The following is a 15,846-nucleotide window of genomic DNA, read 5'->3' as shown; positions in this document are numbered from 1 at the left end:
GTCAGCCTTCGCGCAGAAAGATCAGTGCCATGCCGATGCAGGCGATGGCTGCGCCCGTCCAGCTTGCAGCCGTCGGCCGTTGTCCGGTCCGCAGCCACAACATCGGCAGGATCAGGACGGGCGAGGTCGCCGATAGCGTCGAGACGATCCCGACCTTGCCGCCCGACAGCGCGTAAAGCAGCAGCGTCATGCCGAGCCCGAGACCGAGCGCCGCAGTCGCGAACGCGGCGACGATGACCTCGGTCGTCATCGGTCGTGTCGGGCCCGGATCACGACCGCCGGCCATCATCGCACCACCGACGACGCCCATGCACAGGCCAGAGGCAGCGACGCGCAGCAGCGATGCCGCGTAGGGGTCGATCCCCGCCTCCATCACCGGACGGCTGATCAGCGCGCCGACCGCCTGGCCCAGTGCCGCCCCCAATCCGAAGAGGATTCCGGTGCGGATGACACCCTCGGTCTGTTCGAAACGATGGGCATGGGCCGGCGGCCGACCGATGATCGCGACGGCGACGCCGGCAACCGTCACCACGATGCCGATGATGGCAAGTCCGCTTAGAGTCTCGCCCAGCACCGTCCAGCCGAGGATCGCGGCCATCGGCGCGTTCAGCGCGAACAGCGCCCCGGCGCGGCGCGCGCCAAGCCGACCGACGGCGGCAAAGTTCGCGGTGTCGCCGATGAAGATGCCGACCAGGCCGGACAGGATCAGGATGATCGCGGCGTTATGGTCCAGCAGCCCGCTGGGTGTGCGGAAGAACAGTACCGCGCTGAGCAGCAGGATCACCAGCAGGTGCCGCAAAAGGTTGAAACGGAACGGGCCGACCTCGCGCACCGCCCCCGTGACCAGCGTGCCGGTCAGCGCCCAGCAGGCTGCCGCCCCGAGCGCCGCCAGCTCGTGGAGCGGCAGGGTCAAGCCATCATCTCTTTCGTCGCAGACAGCGTCAAATCGGGATGGTCGCGCGTCACCCGGTCGATGTCCCATTGAAGGCGAGTTAGGTAGACCAGATCGCCGTCGTGGTCGTTCGCCATATGCTGCTTGTTCACGTTGGAGAATGCGTCGACCTTGTCCCGGGGGCCGTGGACCCAGCGGGCCGAGGTGAATTGCGACGCCTCGAACCGGACCGGGATGCCGTATTCCAGCTCGATCCGGCTGGCCAGAACCTCGAACTGCAAGGCGCCCACGACGCCGACGATGAAGCCCGAGCCAATCATCGGCTTGAAGACCTTCGCGGCGCCTTCCTCGGCGAATTGCATCAGCGCCTTTTCCAGATGCTTGGCCTTCATCGGATCGCCCGAACGCACACTTTGCAGCAGCTCCGGCGCGAAGCTGGGGATGCCGGTGAAGCGCAGCCCCTCGCCTTCCGTCAGCGCGTCGCCGATGCGCAGCTGGCCGTGGTTGGGAATGCCGATGATGTCGCCCGCCCACGCCTCATCCGCAAGTTCGCGGTCGGCAGCCAGGAACAGGACGGGGTTGCTGACCGCCATCGGCTTCTTGCTGCGGACATGGGTCAGCTTCATCCCGCGTTCGAAATGACCCGAGGCGAGCCGGACGAAGGCCACCCGGTCGCGGTGCTTGGGATCCATGTTGGCCTGCACCTTGAAGACGAAACCGGTGACCGGCTCTTCCTCGGGCGCGATCTGGCGTGCTTCGGCCATCTGCGGCTGTGGTTCGGGGCCGTATTCGCGGATGCCGTTCATCAATTCGCGGACGCCGAAGCTGTTGATGGCCGAGCCGAACCAGATCGGTGTCAGGTGCCCTTCGAGGAAGCTCTTGCGGTCGAAAGCCGGAAGCAGTTCGCGCGCCATCTCGACCTCTTCGCGCAGTTTCTCCAACTGCGCGGGCGGAATGTGATCGGCCAGCTTCGGGTCATCCAGACCGCTGATCTTGACCGATTCCGCCACCTTGTTGCGATCGGCGCGGTCCATGATCTCCAGCCGGTCGTTCAGCAGATCGTATGCGCCGATGAACTCGCGCCCCATCCCGATCGGCCAGCTTGCGGGGGCGACATCGATTGCAAGGTTTTCCTGGATCTCGTCGATGATCTCGAACGTGTCGCGGCTTTCGCGGTCCATCTTGTTGCAGAAGGTCAGGATCGGCAGGTCGCGCAGGCGGCAGACCTCGAACAGCTTGCGGGTCTGGCTTTCGACACCCTTGGCGCCGTCGATGACCATGATCGCAGCGTCCACCGCGGTCAGCGTGCGGTAGGTGTCTTCGGAAAAATCGCTGTGGCCCGGCGTGTCCACCAGATTGAAGCGATGTCCGTCATATTCGAACGACATGGCCGAGGCCGAGACCGAGATGCCGCGATCCTGTTCCATCTTCATGAAGTCGGATCGGGTCCGGCGCGCCTCGCCCTTGGCGCGGACCTGACCCGCCATCTGGATCGCACCGCCGAACAGCAGAAATTTCTCGGTCAGCGTGGTCTTGCCGGCGTCGGGATGCGAGATGATCGCAAAGGTCCGACGGCGGGCGATTTCGGGCGGCAGGGCGGGTCGATTGTCCATGCGCGGGGATGTAGCCCCTGCCCCATTCCGGCGCAATGCCCGCTAGAGAAACTGCTCTTGCATCAGGCGTTCCTCCATCCCGTGGCCGGGATCGAACATCAGCCGGTGGCGGACGGTCGGGTCGGACCGGATCTCGACCCAGCGGACACGCTCGACCCCGCGCGAATCCGCGTCGGCCATGACCGGGCGCTTTTCGGGGTCCAGCACATCAAAGCGGACGACCGCGCGCTTGGGCAGGATCGCACCCCGCCAGCGACGCGGGCGGAAGGCCGCGATCGGGGTCAGTGCCAGCACGTCCGAGCCCAGGGGCAGGATCGGACCATGCGCCGAATAATTGTAGGCGGTCGAGCCGGCGGGCGTACACAGCAAGGCCCCGTCGCAGGCCAGATCGTCCAGCCGCAACCGACCGTCGACGCTGATCCGCAGCCGTGCGGCCTGGGGTCCGGCGCGGAGCAGGCTGACTTCGTTGATCGCAAGCGCGCGGTGTTCGCCGCCATCGGTCGAACCCGCGACCATCGCCAGCGGATTGATGACCGTCGTCTCTGCCGCCGCGATGCGTTGGGGCAGGTTTTCTTCGGCGTAGTCGTTCATCAGAAAGCCGATCGTCCCGCGATTCATGCCGTAGACCGGCAGATCGGAGGGGCCATGCAGCGTCGAAAGCATCAGCCCGTCGCCACCAAGCGCCACGATGACATCCGCCGCATCCAGATCCGCCTGACCATAGCGGCGGGTCAGCCGGTCCTGTGCGGCCCGCGCCACCCTTGTCTCGCTCGCCGCGAAATGGATCCTGTCGCTCATCTTTCCCCCGGTTTCGGGCTGCAGCTTTCCGTTTGCCAACACTAAAGGCAAGCCCCGTCGCGGGACCCATGGCCCGGGTCGCATTTCGTGTTTATGCCGCGCCGCTGCATCGTTAGTAAGGGCGCCAAGTGCAAACCAGCCCGGAGCGAGACGATGAACGAGCAGACCCACAGCTTCTTTACCGAAGACCTCGCCAGCCGCGACCCCGACATCGCCCGCGCCATCGGTCAGGAACTGGGCCGGCAGCGCGATGAGATCGAGCTGATCGCATCGGAGAACATCGTCAGCCGCGCGGTGATGGAGGCGCAGGGTTCGGTCCTGACCAACAAGTATGCCGAAGGCTATCCGGGCAAGCGTTATTACGGCGGCTGTCAGTATGTGGACGTGGTAGAGAACCTCGCCATCGATCGGGCCAAGCAGCTGTTCGGTTGCGACTTCGCGAACGTCCAGCCGAACAGCGGCAGCCAGATGAACCAGGCGGTGTTTCTGGCGCTGCTGCAACCGGGTGACACGTTCATGGGGCTCGACCTGAACTCGGGAGGGCACCTGACTCACGGCTCGCCGGTCAACATGTCGGGTAAGTGGTTCAACGTCGTCAGCTACGGCGTGCGCCAGCAGGATCAGCTTCTGGACATGGAGGCGATCGCGGAAAGCGCACGCCAGAACAAGCCCAAGCTGATCGTCGCGGGCGGTACCGCGTACAGCCGGGTTTGGGACTGGGCGGCGTTCCGCATGATCGCGGACGAGGTCGGCGCGGTGCTGATGGTCGACATGGCCCATATCGCGGGTCTTGTGGCCGGCGGCGTCCACCCCTCGCCCCTGCCCCACGCGCATGTCGTGACGACGACGACGCACAAGTCGCTGCGCGGCCCGCGCGGCGGCATGATCCTGACGAACGACGAAGCGATCGCGAAGAAGATCAATTCGGCTGTCTTCCCGGGCCTTCAAGGTGGTCCGCTGATGCACGTGATCGCCGCCAAGGCCGTGGCCTTTGGCGAGGCGCTGGAGCCCGGTTTCAAGGATTACGCCGCGCAGATCGTGAAGAACGCTAAGGCAATGGCAGATGAGTTGCAGAAGGGCGGCATCGACATCGTATCCGGTGGGACCGACAATCACCTGATGCTCGCCGACCTGCGCCCCAAGGGGGTCACCGGTAAGGCCACCGAAGCGGCACTCGGCCGCGCGCACATCACCTGTAACAAGAACGGCGTGCCCTTCGATCCGGAAAAGCCCTTCGTGACCTCGGGGATCCGCCTCGGCACTCCTGCCGGGACGACGCGCGGTTTCTGCGAAGAGGAATTCCGCCAGATCGCCCGCTGGATCGTCGAGGTCGTGGACGGCCTGGCCGCCAATGGCGATGACGGAAATGCGGCGGTCGAAGATAAGGTGAAGGCCGAAGTCGCGACGCTCTGCGCACGGTTCCCGCTTTACGAGGGCATGTGAGCCGTTGAACGCCGCGCGGGCGTCACAGATGCCCGCGCCGCACCATCATCCAGATTACAAGAGCCGCCAGAACCAGAAGCCCGAAGGCGATCGAGGCGCCAAAATTCACGGCCCGGTTCTGCCAACGACTGACGCTGCCCAAAGGCTGAAGATACGCCATCAGCGCGTTGTAGGCCCGGCTGGGACGGCCCAGGTCCATCTGCCTTGCTACACGCGGCTGAGACGTCAGCATCTCGGCTTCGGCCAGCACACGCGCCTGCCCGCGCAGATTGCGCGGCAGGGCGCCGCCGCGTCTGCGCAGCATCTCCTCGAGCCCGGGCAACTTGCCCCGCCGCGCGCCGCCGAAGCGGTCGGCCATCAGCCGCGCGACCTCATCGGCCATGTCGCGGATATCGTCGCTGGTTTGGGCGATCCTCGTCATGGGCGGACCATAGCGGCTCTGGCGCGACCCCGCCAGCCGGTCTAGGGTGCCGCCATGATGTTGAAGACGACGATGATCGGCGACGAAACCGCCCACCCGGTTCTGCTGGCCCATGGGCTGTTCGGTCAGGGCCGCAATCTGGGTCCGATCGCGCGGACGCTGGTCGAACAGGGCCACCGCGCGCTCAGCGTGGACATGCGCAACCACGGCGAATCCTTCCACAACGACGATCATTCCTACGCCGCGATGGCGGGTGATCTGGCCCGCGTGATCGAGGCGAACGGCGGACGCGCGGACGTGGTCGGGCATTCGATGGGCGGCAAGGCCGCGATGGTGCTGGCGCTGACGCAGCCGACCCTGATCGATCGGCTGGTGGTGATGGACATCGCGCCCGTGGCTTATGCCCATGATCAGGCGGGATATCTGTCCGCGATGAAGAACCTGGATTTGAACGGGCTGGAGGGACGTCGCTCGAATGCCGATCGGCGCCTTGCCGAAACGGTCGGCGAACCGGGCATCCGCGCGTTCCTGCTGCAATCGCTTGACCTGAAGGCCGATCCGCCGCGGTGGATGCTGAACCTCGACGCGCTCGACGCCGGGATGGCAGGGCTGGTCGGATGGCCCGGCGACGATCTTCAGCCGGGCAGTTTCGATGGTCCGGCGCTGTTCCTGACCGGAGAGACATCGGACTATGTGACCGCCGATGGCAAGGCTGCGATTCAGCGGCTGTTCCCGCAGGCAGAATTCGCAAGCGTGAAAGGCGCCGGCCATTGGCTGCACGCCGATCAGCCGGCCAAGACGGCCGCTGCCGTGGCCGATTTCCTGCGCCGCGGCTGATTGTTGAAAATTTCTTGGCATCAGCTCTTCACGGCGACGTGAGGGGCGCAACTTCAGTCCATGCGATCCGTGTCTATCCCTGAAGTCTTGGCCCGACTGGCCTTGCCCCGGACGGAGGACGACATGAAGTTTCTTGCCACGACGACCCTGATCACGCTGATCGCCGGTGGCACTTCACTGGCCCAGGATGCGACGCCCGCCGTCGCAGCGATGGACCAATCCGTGAGCAATGGCGTGGTCAGCGCCGATCGGGTGACGGCGCCGGCTAATGGTTGGTTGGTGGTGCATCGCACGGATAGCGAGATGAAGCCCGGGCCGGTGGTCGGTCATGCGCCGATCCGCGCGGGCGAGACGACGGACGTTGCCGCGATCCTGACCGAGGACGTGGCGGCGGGCGACATGCTGATGCTGATGGTTCACGGCGAGGACGGCGGCAGCGAGACCGGCGTCTTCGAATACACGCTGGGCGCCACCGAGGACGGTCCAATTCGCGTGGACGATCAACTGGTTATGACGGTCATCACGGCGCAGTAATCTGCGCCGACGAGGTCTGCGCCTTCGGGCGCGGTCACGCCCTCCGCGGGTAAGAGGCGATCCGCGGGGGGCTGTTTTTTGCCCGCTTTCTTCATCAATCTGAACGGCAACTCCAGCGTGCGGTGGTGCGCAACAGCGCAACACGCGGACCCTCACTTCAGCCAGCATTTGCTGGGTCTGACGTGTCACAGCCGGTACACCGCGCGTACACAGGATGTACACAACCTGTACACAGGCTGCGAGCGTGCGGTTAGGGCTTTCTTCATCAAAACTTAACGCTTGTTGCGGCCTAGCCGCGGTCACATCTGCGCGCGCACGGGAACCCCGGCGCGAGTGCCGCATTTGGTCCGCAGGACCAATTTCAGGAGCGAGCGATGAAGAATCCATGGATGAGCGCGTGGCTTTCCGCCGCGAACAGCGTCACCGGTGCGGCGCGGGGTCAGGCGATGGCCGAGATGTCGAAGGCACAGACCCAGATGATGCAGGACTGGCAGCGCGCCTGGTTCGACGGGTGGCTGAAGATGTGGAGCCCGCAGGCTTGGATGGCGCCGAACCTGTGCGCCCCGACCCGGCGGCGCAAGTCATGAGCCGGGGGGTCATCCTGGCGGCCGGTATCGCGGCGCTGATGGCGCCCCTGCCGGCCAGCGCCTTCACCGCGAAGAACGGCATGGTGGCGGTCCAGATCAGCCCGACCGAGATCGCGGTGCCGCACGATTCGCGGGGGCGCGAGACGGATTACTGGTGCGCGGCCGGCGATTTTGCGGACCGGGTGATGCGGGTGGACGGCGCGACGCGGATGTGGCGCGCTTCGCCCAAGCCGCGCGAGGCGGGCGTCGGGATCACCTTCACGCTCGATCCCGCTAAGAAGGCCGAGGGCGCGGGGCTGTCGAGCTTCGGCTCGGGTCCGAAGGACGGGTCGATCAGCGTCAGCGCGGCGGCGGGCAATCATTGCCGCAAGATCTGGCCCTTCATCGCCGACTGACCGGCACGGCCCGCATTCAGGCGTGATGCGCGATGCGGGCCGAGACGGCGGCGGCGCGGGCTTCGACCAGCGCCAGCGCGTCGGCGCCCAGATCGGGCCGGGCCGTGCGGCTGAGAAAGCAGAACATCCCGAAGACGCTGCCATCGGCGCGTCGGACCGGCACGCTGAGATGGCTGCCAATCGGGATCATCTGCGTGATCGGCAGGTCCACCGCGATCTGATGCTGGCTGGTATCGGACATCAGGTTCGGCAGGTTCCCGTCGATGATGTGCTTACAATAGACCTCTCGCAGATCCATGCTGTCGCTGGGCTTGATCATCGCTTCCAGGCCCGGCGCGCTGACCGCGCGGAAGACGGCGCGGTTGCCCTGGAATTCCGAGAGATACGCGACCTCCATCCCCAGGCTTTCGCGAACGTCGTCGAGCGTGCTGTCCACCATCGAACGATCGGGCGCGTCGAGGAAGAAGGCGGGCGTCGCCGCGGCGGCTGGATGATGTGACATGGCAGATTCCCTGATACGCAATTGAACAGGGCCCGACCATGCCACGGGGAAGGCACGGCGCGTGAGCGCCAAGTGCCGTGCATTTGAGCGAACCGGGAAACCCCGAGCCGCGCGGGCGTCAGTCCTGCGCCATGCCGATTTCGGGATATTTTTCGGCGATGTCCTGGGTCGTCATGCGCGGGAACAGGGCCGGATACATGTAGCTGTAGCCTTCGTTGCCGTATTTCGCGATGTCGATGACGGCGGCGGGCACGACAGTGATGAGGTCGTAGAAATCATCCGGTTCATAGCCGCGACCCTTGGCGGCGTTGCGGCAGACGTGAAATTTCACGCCCTTGTCGGCCAGTTCCTGCAGCGCGGTATAGGCATCGGGGAAGGCCGCCGCGTTCTGACGCGCGAAGGCGTGCAGGTCGTTGCCATGCGCCACGACGACGATGTCCGAACCTTCGAGATCGCCGAACTCCTCCATCGCTGCGATGTGGTTGCGGATGAAGCCGAGCGCGCGCAACCCATCCTCGGGCGTGGCGTAGTTCCAGTCGTAGAGCACCTTCTGCGGCCCGTACTGGACGGGATCGAAGGTGGAGGGATCCTCGGGGCCGGCGAGGACGGCGGTGGGGAGGAAGAGGCAGAGGGCGAGGGTCAGGCGCATGTGTGGGACTACTTTAGACAAAAGAGGTTACTGTTAAGACTATTATCCATCCAATAATCTAAACGCATACGCTGCAGCGATACTAGCAACAACAGCAACGCAAAAAGATCCTAATTTGACAAATATGGAGCGGCGACTTTGCTTGCTTAACGAACTTAATATGCGTGAGTCCTCAACATAAAGATCAAATATTACATATGGTACGTATGTATACCCGGCGAGTTTTGAGCATAACATGCAGAAAGCTACTATTAAAAAAATGCCAATAGCCAAAAATAGCACAGTCTGCGTAACCAGTCCCAACGGCGAGAGCGATTTTGCAAGTATAAAAATCAATCCATCGGGATCATTCTTAAGTTCCGAAAGATAAGACGCTCTTGACAGGATAGAGGCGTTTGATAGCGAAGCTGTCATGTAAGCGTAAAAGGCGGCGAGGATGACTGAAGTCGGAACTAGAAAGAACTCTTCACCAATAAAGCGAAAAGCTACCGGTAGCGATAATACTTTATCTGCCGGTCTATCAGCGGAATCAAATATCCTTTTCAATAGTATTGAAATATCTTCCGCCCAACTGCGCTCACTATACGAGATTACAACGTCCCCGGAAGATTGCCGGTCTCGCAAGCCCAGCTCATGGAACTGAGGTTCTCCTACTATTCTTCTGATTCGCTGACTGCTCCGTCCAAAGAATATCTCTATGGACTGTCTCTGAGGCGTGTCGGCACCTTTAAAAAAATAGCGAAAACGTACTCTAGGCGAAGGCCCTCGGTTCCAACCTTTCCCAAGGGCGCGATTTTTAGTAATTCGTCTACAGAATTTTCTGTATATTTATTACCGTTTGCACATATGACTTCGGCAGTAGCTTGGATAAGTGAGGATTGATTTTGAACAAGAACGCGCTCTTTGATACCGCGATCTATTCCCAGAATTAAGTTCTGATCTACGACTACCGGATTTTGAATATTGAAAGCTAGTTGACGTTTAGTAGAAATGAGGCCTGAAAGAAACTCACCGAAATCGTCGCGTGAGATGGGAAGTCTCACAGCGTAATCGTCATCGCCATCGTCACGCTTGACTATTTCGCCATCAATCATCTAACCATCCATCTTCAGCGCCTGAATGAACGCCGTCTGCGGGATCTCGACCTTCCCGAACTGACGCATCTTTTTCTTGCCGGCCTTCTGCTTCTCCAGCAACTTCTTCTTCCGCGTGGCGTCGCCGCCGTAGCACTTCGCGGTCACGTCCTTGCGCATCGCGCTGAGCGTCTCTCGCGCGATCACGCGCGAGCCGATGGCGGCCTGGATCGGGATCTTGAACATGTGCCGGGGGATCAGCTCCTTCAGCTTTTCCACCATCACCCGGCCGCGTGACTCGGCCCGGTCGCGGTGGACCATCAGGGCCAGCGCGTCCACCGGCTCGTCGTTCACCAGGATCGACATCTTGACCAGGAAATCCTCGCGATATTCGCTGATCTGGTAGTCGAAGCTGGCATAGCCCTTAGTCACCGATTTCAGCCGGTCGTAGAAGTCGAAGACGACCTCTGCCAGCGGCAGGTCATAGACCACCATCGCCCGCTGGCCGGCATAGGTCAGGTCAAGCTGGATGCCGCGGCGGTCCTGGCAGAGTTTCAGCACGTCGCCCAGATATTCGTCGGGGACCATGATCGTGGCCTTGATGCGCGGCTCTTCGATGTGATCGACCAGCGTCAGGTCGGGCATGTCGGCGGGGTTGTGCAGTTCCTTCACCTCGCCATCGCGCATGTGCAGGCGGAAGACGACCGAGGGCGCTGTGGTGATCAGGTCCAGATCGTACTCGCGTTCCAGCCGGTCGCGGATCACTTCCAGGTGCAGAAGGCCAAGGAAGCCGCAGCGGAAGCCGAAACCGAGCGCGGCCGAGGTCTCCATCTCGTAGGAGAAGCTGGCGTCGTTCAGGGCGAGCTTCTCGATCGCGTCGCGCAGGGCCTCGAAGTCGTTGGCGTCCACGGGGAAGAGGCCGCAGAAGACGACGGGCTGAGCGGGCTTGAAGCCCGGCAGCGGGCGGTCGGCGGGCTTGGTCGCGTGCGTGATCGTGTCGCCGACGCGGGTGTCGCGGACCTGCTTGATGGATGCGGTGAAGACGCCGATCTCGCCCGGGCCAAGTTCGGCGATGTCCTTCATCGCGGGGGTCAGCACCGCCAGCTTGTCCAGCTTGTAGGTGGCGCCGGTCTGCATCATGCGGACCTGATCGCCCTTGCGGATGACGCCGTCCATGACCCGGATCATCACGACGACGCCCAGATAGCTGTCATACCATGAATCGACCAGCATCGCCTTGAGTGCTGCGTTCGCGTCGCCCTTGGGCGCGGGCAGGCGGTGGACGATCGCCTCCAGCACGTCGGGGATGCCGAGGCCCGTCTTGGCGCTGATCGGGACGGCTTCGGACGCGTCGATGCCGATCACGTCCTCGATCTGGGTCTTCACGCGGTCGGGTTCGGCCGCGGGCAGGTCGATCTTGTTCAGGACAGGGACGATCTCGTGGTTGGCGTCGATCGCCTGATAGACGTTGGCGAGCGTCTGCGCCTCGACCCCCTGCGTCGCGTCGACGACCAGAAGGCTGCCCTCGACCGCGCGCATGGAGCGGCTGACCTCATAGGCGAAGTCCACGTGGCCGGGCGTGTCGATGAGGTTCAGCACGTAGGTGCGCCCGTCCTTCGCCGGATAGGCGATGCGCACGGTGTTCGCCTTGATGGTGATGCCGCGTTCCCGCTCGATATCCATCGCGTCGAGAAGCTGCGCCTTCATGTCGCGTTCGGCGACGGTGCCGGTCAGCTGGATCAGCCGGTCGGCGAGCGTGGATTTGCCGTGGTCGATATGGGCCACGATCGAGAAATTGCGGATGAGATCAAGGTCGGTCATGGGTTCGGGCTATACAGGCGCACCGGGCGCGCGGGAAGGGGATTTGCGTGTCGCGGGGTGTCAGCGCGGCCCGGCCCCGCCGGGTCCGGCGCTGCCACGGTGGCTGGCGGGCGTCTGCGTCGCGCGGCCTGCGCGCGACAGCCGCGTCTCGCGCCACATCGCGTAGATGCCGGACCCCACGATGACCGCTGCGCCGAGCCAGGTGATCGCGTCGGGGCGTTCCGAAAAGACCACGATGCCGACCAGCATGGCGAAGACCAGCCGGGAATACCGGAACGGCGCGATGGTGGCGATGGGCGCGAACCGCATCGAGACGACCATCGCCAGATACGCGGACAAGCCGACCAGCGAGCCGGCCAGAAGCCATGCCAGATCGGCGGGCTGCGGCATCACCGCCGGCTGGCGCTGGATCAGGAACAGGATCAGGCCCGCCGGCACGACCGCACCGAAGGCGCTGGCAGTCAGCGCGTCGGAGGAAACCCGGTCCGGAATGCGCCGCGTCGCCAGATCGCGCAGGGTCAATGCCAGCACCGCCACGACCGCGAGCAGCGAGGCGGGCTGGAACGCCGCAGCACCCGGCCGCACGATCAGCAACACGCCCGCGAACCCCGCCAGGATCGACAGCCACCGCCGCCAGCCCACGGGCTCGGCCAGAAACAGCGCGGCACCCAGCGTGATCGTCAGCGGCAGCGCCTGCAGGATCGCCGAGGCCGAGGACAGATCGCCCGTCACCAGCGCCGTGACGAAGGTGATCGCCGCCAAGCCCTCGCCCAGATTGCGAAGCATGACGGCGGGATGCAGAAGATCGCGGCTCCACAGCGGACGCCCGCGCGCGGCCATCAGCGCCCAGTAGAGCGCAAGACCCAGCGTCCCGGCCATCATCAGCACCTGCCCCACCGGCATGCGCCCGCCCAGCAGCTTCAGGACCATGTCCTCGAGCGCGAAGAAGCCCATCGACAGGACCATCAGAAGGGCGGCGCGGAAGGTGTTCATGGGCTGGCCCTACATGAGGCGCAGGGCCGCGGGAAGGGCCACAAGGACATTCCACATCGCGCGGATGTCGCGCGTTGTCGCGCTTAACCCATTCTTAACCGGTTCCGGGTCATGGTCCCCCGGTCGGGGGCATGGCGGTCGCAAGATCCGCCGTCAGCATTCGGTGCCCGGGCCGGGGCAATCGGCCGTTCAGAGGAACGATCATGAGTGTATTTTCCCGGATCGCGGCACCGGCACTGTTCGCGGCGATGATGGCCCTGCCCGTCCAGGCAGCGACGCTGGGGCCGTGGTCATCGACCCGCAGCAACGAAATCGTGCTGACGGCGATCGAGGACAACGGCGCAAGCTTCGGCTATCGCAACACCAGCTATTCGGTCACGTACATCGCCAACGCGGTGGCGACCGAAGGCGGAGAGTTCGTCTTCGACTGGAGCCTGAACGGCAACCACGGGACGAAGTCGGTCACCAGTTCGCTGAAATGGGCGATCAACAACACGACGCCCAAGGTGCTGGTCGATGCGACGGGTCTTTCCGGCGCATTCCGCTATTCCGGGACGTTCACCGCAATTCTGAAGGCGGGCGAAAAACTCAACATAACCTTCGGGGGCAGCAACCTGGATTCGGTCAGGTTGATGACGGGCACCCTGACACTGACCGAAAAAGTCGCGCCGCCCGTTGCCCCGGTGACGCCGGTGCCGCTGATTTCGAGCGGGGCGCTGCTGGTGTCCGGCCTGGGAGCGTTCGCGGCCCTACGGCGAAAGGTCGGGCTTGGCTGACCCGACAGATCCGGTGATCGGACGGCGACAGCGATGCCGCCCTCCGTCACGGCAGCGTGATTGAGACCCGACGTCGTTCCTGCTATATCAGGATGACCGACCGGACCAGACAGGCGCAAAGCCTGCGACCGGCATCCGAGGAACCGAGGAGACAGTCATGATCAACCGCATCATCATCGCGGCGGCCGCCGTCGCGCTGACCACGCCGCTGGCCGTCGCCGGGCCGATCGACAGCGCCTGCATGCGCTCGGACCGGGCGCGCGCCAATGCGCCGCTTTGCGGCTGCATCCAGCAGGTCGCGAACCAGACGCTGTCGCGCGGCGATCAGCGCCGGGCGGCCAGCTTCTTCCGCGATCCGCACAAGGCACAGGAAGCGCGCACGTCGAAGTCCGGTCAGGACAACGCCTTCTGGTCGCGCTACAAGCGTTTCACCGCCACGGCCGAGGCCTATTGCCGCTGATCCGCTGATGCGGATCATGGTGCTGACCGGCGCGGGGGTGTCCGCCGAAAGCGGGCTTGCGACGTTTCGCGGCCCGGATGGGCTGTGGGAGGGTAATCGGGTCGAAAAGGTGATGCGATGCGTCGAATAGGGACTAGAACCGCGAATGCGGCGCTGTATGGCAATCGGCTAATCAGCCATCTCAGCGATCTAGCCGGTGGACGCCGTAAGGTCAGCCAGCATCTTACTTACAGTGAAATGATGAAGGATACAGGTGCGACAGGCATCCCGATTGGCGTCGGAAGAGACCTTGAGTATCTACTTGAGGCACTGGAAACGGCCGGACTGCCCCTCGGTCTGACTCTTTTTGTCACGCCTAAAAAAGGAGTCTTGGGCGAACTTCTCGACTTGGAAGGTTTCGCTAAGCGCGCAATCAGAAAGGAAACGCTACTACGGTTCAGGAAGGAGACCCTAGACTACGATTGGGACAACATTGTTTTTGAGCAGGAGAACGCACTCGGCTAGTTTCGCCGCAGCGTCAGATAGTGCGGCACCCTGCCCTCACGAAGGGCCTTCTGCTCGTACCGGGTGCTGAACCAGTCATCCCAGGGCTTGTCGGTATCCGCAATGATCTGAAACCCCGCCGGTGGGACCTCTTCACGCGACTGGCGCAGATAATCGGGGATGTCCGAGGCGATGCGGAACTCGCCGCCGGGCCGCATCACGCGCGCCAGCGGGATCAGATGCTCGGGCGTGACGAAGCGCCGCCTGTGATGGCGCGCCTTGGGCCACGGATCGGGATACATCAGGAAGGCGCGGTCTATCGCGCCGTCGGGCAGCACGTCCATCAGGTCGCGCGCATCGCCGGGATGCACGCTGACATTGCTGACGCCCGCCGCACGGATCTTGCCCAGCAGCATGGCGACGCCATTGATGAAGGGCTCGCAGCCGATGATCCCGATCTCGGGATAGGTGGCGGCCATGTGGACCATGTGCTCCCCCCCGCCGAAACCAATCTCCAGCCAGACCGGACGGTCATCGCCGAAGATCGCCGTCGGATCGATGGGCGAGCGGTCGGGGTTTTCGCTTTCCGTGATGCCGCGCGGGCGCAGATCGCCCAGATCCTCGGACAGATAGCCCTTCTGGCTCTGGCGCAGGGTCTTGCCGTGGCGGCGGCCGTAGAAGTTGCGGCGCGGCGGATTCGGATCGAAGGGTTTGGTCGGCTCGGTCATGGGGGCGCGATGTGCCGCGTCGCGCGCGCCCGGTCAAGACCTGCGCGCAAGCCGCGTGACGATCAGCAGGATCGCGAGCGCATAGGACAGGATCGCGTAAAGCGCGGCGGGCATCGCGACGGCGGCGAAGTCCGCGCCCCACAGTCGGGCGGCCAGACCGATCGGAACGGCCGTCTCGACGATCAGCAGCGCCAGCGCGAAGGCGGTGGCGTGGGCGCGACCCTCCGGGCCGGCGCGGCGGGCGGCGAGGGTGCCCATGAGTGCGGCGGCGAGCGCCAGCACCAGCACCGCCTGCAGCACCTCCCACCCGCTCGCAGTCCAGCCGTACCACAGCGTGATCAGAATCATCGCGCCCGACAACAGCGATGCGCCGGGCGCAAGCCAGCGCGCGCCCGCGCCGAGCCAGGGGCGCAGCGCCATGCCCAAGGCGAAGGGCAGCGCAACAACAAGCAGCATTGCGGAGATCGTGCCGCTCACCCCCTCCACATCCAGCGTCGGGCTCGCGACCAGTGGCAGCCAGACGATCGCCGTGACGGTGGACAAGGCGATCAGCCGCCTCAATCGGGGCAGATCGGCACCGGTGACAGCGGCGAAGGCGACGGACCCCATGCCAGCCGGCGCGAGTGCCAGCAGCATCAGTCCGCTTTGCGCGGCGGATGTCAGACCGAACGACCAGCCGCAGAGCCACGCCACCAGCGGCAGGACCAGCAGCTTCGCGGCCAGGGCGCGCCAGGTTCGGCGCGCCTCCGGCGTGGCGGAAAAGTCGGCGGGGCGGAAGGCCGCCCCCTGTGCCAGCATCACCAGAAAGAGGCAGAGCGACAGGAACAGCACCATCGCGCGC

The 15,846-nt window shown here is 64.2% G+C and carries 19 protein-coding genes and 1 pseudogene; 9 read left to right on the top strand and 11 right to left on the bottom strand.

Going from position 1 to position 15,846, the window contains the following annotated elements:
- Position 1: 1 nt before the first annotated feature.
- The 3 genes from MLD63_RS05280 to MLD63_RS05270 are packed head-to-tail and all read right to left on the bottom strand — an operon-like array spanning position 2 to position 3,303.
- Positions 2–913 carry a DMT family transporter gene (locus MLD63_RS05280; protein ID WP_255328849.1) on the bottom strand — a complete coding sequence of 304 codons (912 nt, stop codon included), beginning with the start codon at positions 911–913 and terminating at the stop codon, positions 2–4.
- Positions 910–2,505 (bottom strand): peptide chain release factor 3, encoded by a 1,596-nt coding sequence (locus tag MLD63_RS05275; protein ID WP_255328848.1) that lies wholly within the window; start codon positions 2,503–2,505, stop codon positions 910–912. Before MLD63_RS05275 ends, MLD63_RS05280 begins: the two co-directional genes overlap by 4 nt.
- Positions 2,506–2,547: 42 nt before the next feature.
- Entirely contained in the window at positions 2,548–3,303 is a 756-nt protein-coding gene (locus MLD63_RS05270) for an NAD kinase (protein ID WP_255328847.1), read from the bottom strand.
- Positions 3,304–3,456: 153 nt separating this feature from the next.
- Here MLD63_RS05270 and glyA point away from each other — a divergent pair, with 153 nt between their 5' ends.
- Complete coding sequence (gene glyA, locus MLD63_RS05265) at positions 3,457–4,746, top strand: serine hydroxymethyltransferase (protein WP_255328846.1); 1,290 nt, start codon at positions 3,457–3,459, stop codon at positions 4,744–4,746.
- 22 nt (positions 4,747–4,768) lie between these two features.
- Here glyA and MLD63_RS05260 read toward each other — a convergent pair whose 3' ends face one another.
- Positions 4,769–5,167, bottom strand: a complete 399-nt coding sequence (locus MLD63_RS05260) for a hypothetical protein (RefSeq protein WP_255328845.1) — start codon at positions 5,165–5,167, stop codon at positions 4,769–4,771.
- Positions 5,168–5,221: 54 nt separating this feature from the next.
- Between MLD63_RS05260 and MLD63_RS05255 the strand changes: the two genes are divergently transcribed.
- From MLD63_RS05255 to MLD63_RS05240, 4 genes are all read left to right on the top strand, one after another.
- Positions 5,222–6,004, top strand: coding sequence for an alpha/beta fold hydrolase (locus tag MLD63_RS05255; RefSeq protein ID WP_255328844.1), 783 nt, complete (start codon positions 5,222–5,224; stop codon positions 6,002–6,004).
- A gap of 123 nt (positions 6,005–6,127) precedes the next feature.
- A complete protein-coding gene (locus MLD63_RS05250) occupies positions 6,128–6,538 on the top strand; it encodes a DUF7282 domain-containing protein (protein ID WP_255328843.1) in 411 nt (136 codons plus the stop codon).
- A gap of 374 nt (positions 6,539–6,912) precedes the next feature.
- The gene (locus MLD63_RS05245) at positions 6,913–7,125 is read left to right on the top strand and encodes a hypothetical protein (RefSeq protein ID WP_255328842.1); all 213 of its coding nucleotides are present in this window, start codon (positions 6,913–6,915) and stop codon (positions 7,123–7,125) included.
- Positions 7,122–7,520 (top strand): hypothetical protein, encoded by a 399-nt coding sequence (locus MLD63_RS05240; RefSeq protein WP_255328841.1) that lies wholly within the window; start codon positions 7,122–7,124, stop codon positions 7,518–7,520. Before MLD63_RS05245 ends, MLD63_RS05240 begins: the two co-directional genes overlap by 4 nt.
- Before the next feature lie 16 nt (positions 7,521–7,536).
- Here the strand turns inward: MLD63_RS05240 and MLD63_RS05235 are convergent, their stop codons facing one another.
- From MLD63_RS05235 to MLD63_RS05215, 5 genes are all read right to left on the bottom strand, one after another.
- The gene (locus tag MLD63_RS05235; RefSeq protein ID WP_255328840.1) at positions 7,537–8,022 is read right to left on the bottom strand and encodes a GAF domain-containing protein; all 486 of its coding nucleotides are present in this window, start codon (positions 8,020–8,022) and stop codon (positions 7,537–7,539) included.
- Between the two features lie 118 nt (positions 8,023–8,140).
- Positions 8,141–8,671, bottom strand: coding sequence for a DsrE family protein (locus tag MLD63_RS05230; RefSeq protein ID WP_255328839.1), 531 nt, complete (start codon positions 8,669–8,671; stop codon positions 8,141–8,143).
- A gap of 695 nt (positions 8,672–9,366) precedes the next feature.
- Complete coding sequence (locus MLD63_RS05225; RefSeq protein ID WP_255328838.1) at positions 9,367–9,765, bottom strand: hypothetical protein; 399 nt, start codon at positions 9,763–9,765, stop codon at positions 9,367–9,369.
- Positions 9,766–11,565, bottom strand: a complete 1,800-nt coding sequence (gene lepA / locus MLD63_RS05220; RefSeq protein ID WP_255328837.1) for a translation elongation factor 4 — start codon at positions 11,563–11,565, stop codon at positions 9,766–9,768.
- 60 nt (positions 11,566–11,625) lie between these two features.
- Complete coding sequence (locus tag MLD63_RS05215) at positions 11,626–12,558, bottom strand: DMT family transporter (protein WP_255328836.1); 933 nt, start codon at positions 12,556–12,558, stop codon at positions 11,626–11,628.
- 203 nt (positions 12,559–12,761) lie between these two features.
- Here MLD63_RS05215 and MLD63_RS05210 point away from each other — a divergent pair, with 203 nt between their 5' ends.
- From MLD63_RS05210 to MLD63_RS05195, 4 genes and pseudogenes are all read left to right on the top strand, one after another.
- Entirely contained in the window at positions 12,762–13,334 is a 573-nt protein-coding gene (locus MLD63_RS05210) for a hypothetical protein (protein ID WP_255328835.1), read from the top strand.
- A 157-nt stretch (positions 13,335–13,491) separates the two neighbouring features.
- Positions 13,492–13,794: a hypothetical protein gene (locus MLD63_RS05205; protein ID WP_255328834.1), complete on the top strand. Its 303-nt coding sequence runs from the start codon at positions 13,492–13,494 to the stop codon at positions 13,792–13,794.
- Between the two features lie 7 nt (positions 13,795–13,801).
- Positions 13,802–13,906: pseudogene (locus MLD63_RS05200) on the top strand (Sir2 family NAD-dependent protein deacetylase); the annotation flags it as partial.
- Positions 13,907–13,911: 5 nt separating this feature from the next.
- Positions 13,912–14,298 (top strand): hypothetical protein, encoded by a 387-nt coding sequence (locus tag MLD63_RS05195; RefSeq protein WP_255328833.1) that lies wholly within the window; start codon positions 13,912–13,914, stop codon positions 14,296–14,298.
- Here the strand turns inward: MLD63_RS05195 and trmB are convergent.
- Positions 14,295–15,005: a tRNA (guanine(46)-N(7))-methyltransferase TrmB gene (gene trmB / locus MLD63_RS05190; protein WP_255328832.1), complete on the bottom strand. Its 711-nt coding sequence runs from the start codon at positions 15,003–15,005 to the stop codon at positions 14,295–14,297. The genes MLD63_RS05195 and trmB overlap by 4 nt on opposite strands.
- Before the next feature lie 33 nt (positions 15,006–15,038).
- Entirely contained in the window at positions 15,039–15,839 is an 801-nt protein-coding gene (locus MLD63_RS05185) for a hypothetical protein (protein ID WP_255328831.1), read from the bottom strand.
- Positions 15,840–15,846: the final 7 nt, after the last annotated feature.

The organism is Paracoccus albicereus (assembly GCF_024359525.1).
Taxonomy (GTDB): domain Bacteria; phylum Pseudomonadota; class Alphaproteobacteria; order Rhodobacterales; family Rhodobacteraceae; genus Paracoccus; species Paracoccus albicereus.
The sequence above is the reverse complement of the archived record's forward strand: the minus strand, read 5'-3'. Positions and strand labels throughout refer to the sequence as shown.